The sequence below is a fragment of the Promicromonospora kroppenstedtii DSM 19349 genome (assembly GCF_000515355.1).
Lineage (GTDB): Bacteria > Actinomycetota > Actinomycetes > Actinomycetales > Cellulomonadaceae > Promicromonospora > Promicromonospora kroppenstedtii.
Genome location: NZ_KI911565.1, coordinates 1 through 3,476 on the forward strand (window position 1 = coordinate 1; position 3,476 = coordinate 3,476).

Genomic DNA, 3,476 nt, shown 5'->3' on the forward strand with positions numbered 1-3,476 from the left:
CGGGGACCGGCAGGCGGTCCCGCACCCGGCCGTCCACCTGGACCACGGCCTCGACCTCGGCTGTCACCAGGTAGGCCGGGTCCACGTCGGGCCACGGCTGCGCCGCGACCGCCGTCGTGCGGCCCAGCCGTTCCCACAGCTCCTGGGCGGTGAACGGGGCGAACAGGCCCAGCAGCACCGCGACGGCGGCGACGGCCTCGCGGTACGTCTCGTCGTCGGTGTCCGACGCCGCCCGCCGCACCTCGCCCACCAGCTCCATCAGCCGGGCGATCGCGACGTTGAAGCGGCCGGCCTCGACCAGCCCGTCGACGTCGTGCACGGTCCGGTGCACCGCCCGGCGCAGGGCGTGCCCGCCCGTCGGTCGAGCTTGTCGAGACCCCAGCCGCAGCACACGCGCCAGGAACTTCCGCATGGCGTCCGGCGACACGTCCGCCCAGTCGACGTCGTCCTCCGGCGGCCCCGCGAACAGCATCGCCAGCCGGACGGCGTCCACCCCGTGCCGGTCCAGCTCGGCGGCCAGGTCCACGCCGTTGCCCAGCGACTTGCTCATCGCGCGGCCGTGGTTGACCACCTGACCCTGGTTCATCAGGCGGGCGTACGGCTCGGGCGACGGCACCAGGCCCATGTCGAACAGGACCTTGGTGACGAACCGCGCGTACAGCAGGTGCATGGTCGCGTGCTCGACGCCACCCACGTAGAGCGCGGCCGGCATCCACCGGGCGGCGTCCTCGGGGCGGAACGGCCCGCCGTCGTACCCGGGCGACAGGTAGCGCAGGAAGTACCAGGACGAGTCCACGAACGTGTCCATGGTGTCCGTGTCGCGCTCGGCGGGTCCGCCGCACCGCGGGCAGGTGGTCTCCACCCAGTCGCGGGCCGCGGCCAGGGGCGAGACGTCGCCGGGCGCCAGCTGGTCGCCCGCCAGGTACGGCAGCTCGACGGGCAGCTGGTCATCGGGCACCAGCACCTCCCCGCAGGCCGGGCAGTGGACCACCGGGATCGGGGCGCCCCAGTACCGCTGCCGGGAGACCAGCCAGTCGTGCAGGCGGTACGTGCGGCCGTTCGGCCCCTCGGACCGGCCGATCCAGTTGCGCTGCATGGTCAGCACGTGCACGGGCCAGCCGGGTTCCAGCAGGGACATGTCGTCCAGCAGCCGGTCCGCGTAGGCCGTCGTGCGGAAGAACCACTGCGTCAGGTCGCGCGCCACGACGGTGGTGCCGCAGCGTTCGCACGCGCCGTCGACCACCTGCTCGTTGGCCAGGACGGTGCGGTCCTCGGGGCACCAGTTCACCTCCGCCGCCGCCCGGTAGGCCAGGCCACGCTCGTGCAGGCGGGCGAACAGCCACTGCGTCCAGCGGTAGTACCCGGGCTCGTGGGTGTGCAGGCGCCGCGTCCAGTCGAACGAGACGCCGTAGCGCCGGATCGACGCCGCCTGCGTCGCGATGTTCGCCTCCGTGAACACCGCCGGGTGCTCGCCGCGGCGGATGGCCGCGTTCTCGGCCGGCAGCCCGAACGAGTCCCAGCCCACCGGGTTGAGCACGTCGAAGCCCTTGGCGCGCCAGTACCGCGCCACGACGTCGGTGATCGCGAACACCTCGGCGTGACCCATGTGCAGGTCCCCCGAGGGGTACGGGAACATCGTCAGCAGGTACCGGCGGGGCCGGACGCCGTCGTCGGACGCCGCGAACCCCGCGGCCTCGGCCGGGCCGCCGCGGGTGGGTCCAGGGGTGGTGCGCTGCTCGCTCATCGCTCTCGCTCTCCGGTGCGTCGATCGGGTTCCGGGCACGAAAAAGCCCCTCGCAAGGAGGGGCGGCCGCACCGGGTGTGCCCGCTCGAGGGCGGAACCGGTGCGGCTAGGTAAGCAGCGAGCGTGTCGTGCGCATGGCCCCACGGTACGTGGGCCTGCCTGGCCGGTAAAGGGAAGCGGACGGCGGGAACGCCGCGTCCTGGGACACGAGCGCCGGATCGGTCCGCCGCCAGCGAGGTCCGAGCCGGCGCTCGCGCCGGAGAACGGGAGGCCGTGGCTCGGCGTGCCCCCAGCGCACTCCGAACCACGGTTCCCGCCCGACGCGCCGGAGCTCGGCCCGCCCCCAGCGAGGTCCGAACTTCGTCCGCGTCACAGAGAGGACGCGGGCACGTCCCGGATGTCACAGCACTTTTCGATGCATTCACATGTGGCCTGGATCACAGGCCTACCGGATGAAATTTGATCGCGCGCGTCGAACGGTGCCCTGGGCACCCATTTCGGACCTCCCTCCGCGCCGGAAACGGACGCCACGGAACAATCCGAAGAAATTTCCAGAAGTGCTGTGACATCCGGCCGGCTCGCGCGTCTGGGCTGTATGGAACACACCGAGCACCCCGAACTTGTTCGCCTGGGCGCCCAATACCTGCGCGCCTACGCGGAGGGCGACGCGGTCAACCTCTACCGCCTCGCCGACGCGTGGGGAGCCAGCGACCTGATCGCCGCGACCTGTGAGGTCGCCCTCGCGATCATCCACGCGACGTCCGGACCGCAGGGTCTCGACGTCGTGTCGACCACGTTCACGACCACCCGGAGGTGAACTCCCGATGGACTTGACCAGATCCGAGCCCGAGCCGCCGCTCGGGCCCCCCTCCGAGCCCGTGCCGGCCGCGCACCCCAGCGGCGCCGCCACGAAAACCGATCACCCCGGAAAGTTGCACAAACGTGGATCTGTGGTGCGATCATTGCCGAGCGAGTCGAAACCGGACACTATGCGCAGAGGGGAACGGGTTCGCGTGACGACCACAGGTGACCTGCGTATCGACGACTGGGTGGTGCACCGCCCCAACGTCGTACGCTCCGTCGCGGCACGCGTGCCCGGCATCGACGCCGAGGAAGCCACCAGCCGCGCCCTGGAAAAAATGGTCCGCATCGTGTCCACCGGCGGCACCATCGACGACCCCGCCCCCTACTGGCGACGCGCCGCGGTCAACGAAGCCATCTCCATGACCCGCGAGGCCGGCCGCACCCACGCCGTCGAGGACGACACCCTCGACGGCCTCACCCCACCCGTGGCCGGAGCAGAGCTCGACGCCGAACGACAGGCCGACGTCTCCATGCTCCGCACCGCCCTGTCCGACCTCGCCGACGACGACCGCAAGATCCTCCTGGACCGGCACGTGCACGACATGGCCGTGACCGACATCGCAGGGCACCTCGGCGTGCGCCCCCACGCCGTGACCATGCGGCTGCGCCGGGCCGAGGAACGCCTCGCCGGCGCGTTCGCCGCCGCCCACGCCCAGGACGTCAACGAGCCGGAGTGCCGCACGACGCGCGCCGCCATGCACGACTACCTCAAAGGCCGCCTCCTGCCCCGCCGGCAGCGACGCCTGGAGGTCCACATGGACGGCTGCGGCGAATGCACCCGCGCGTTCATCGACGTACGCGAGGTCTCCTGGATGCTCCGCGACCTCGGCCAACACCTCATCGCCGGCGGACTGCTCACCAGCGCCGC

General features: G+C 71.9%; 3 protein-coding genes. 2 read left to right on the top strand and 1 reads right to left on the bottom strand.

The window, feature by feature from the left end; translation table 11 throughout:
• Nucleotides 1-1,744 (bottom strand): leucine--tRNA ligase (locus tag PROKR_RS00050; protein WP_036958671.1); only part of this gene is annotated, 1,744 nt, incomplete at its 3' end.
• A 595-nt stretch (nt 1,745-2,339) separates the two neighbouring features.
• Here PROKR_RS00050 and PROKR_RS00055 point away from each other — a divergent pair.
• Nucleotides 2,340-2,561: a hypothetical protein gene (locus PROKR_RS00055; RefSeq protein ID WP_036958673.1), complete on the top strand. Its 222-nt coding sequence runs from the start codon at nt 2,340-2,342 to the stop codon at nt 2,559-2,561.
• Nucleotides 2,562-2,757: 196 nt separating this feature from the next.
• Nucleotides 2,758-3,476: RNA polymerase sigma factor (locus tag PROKR_RS00060; protein WP_036958674.1), on the top strand; the 719-nt coding region annotated here is incomplete at its 3' end.

Bases quoted from the DNA above. Each gene is read 5' to 3' on its own strand.
- PROKR_RS00055 (WP_036958673.1), top strand. From the start codon at position 2,340: ATGGAACACACCGAGCACCCCGAACTTGTTCGCCTGGGCGCCCAATAC.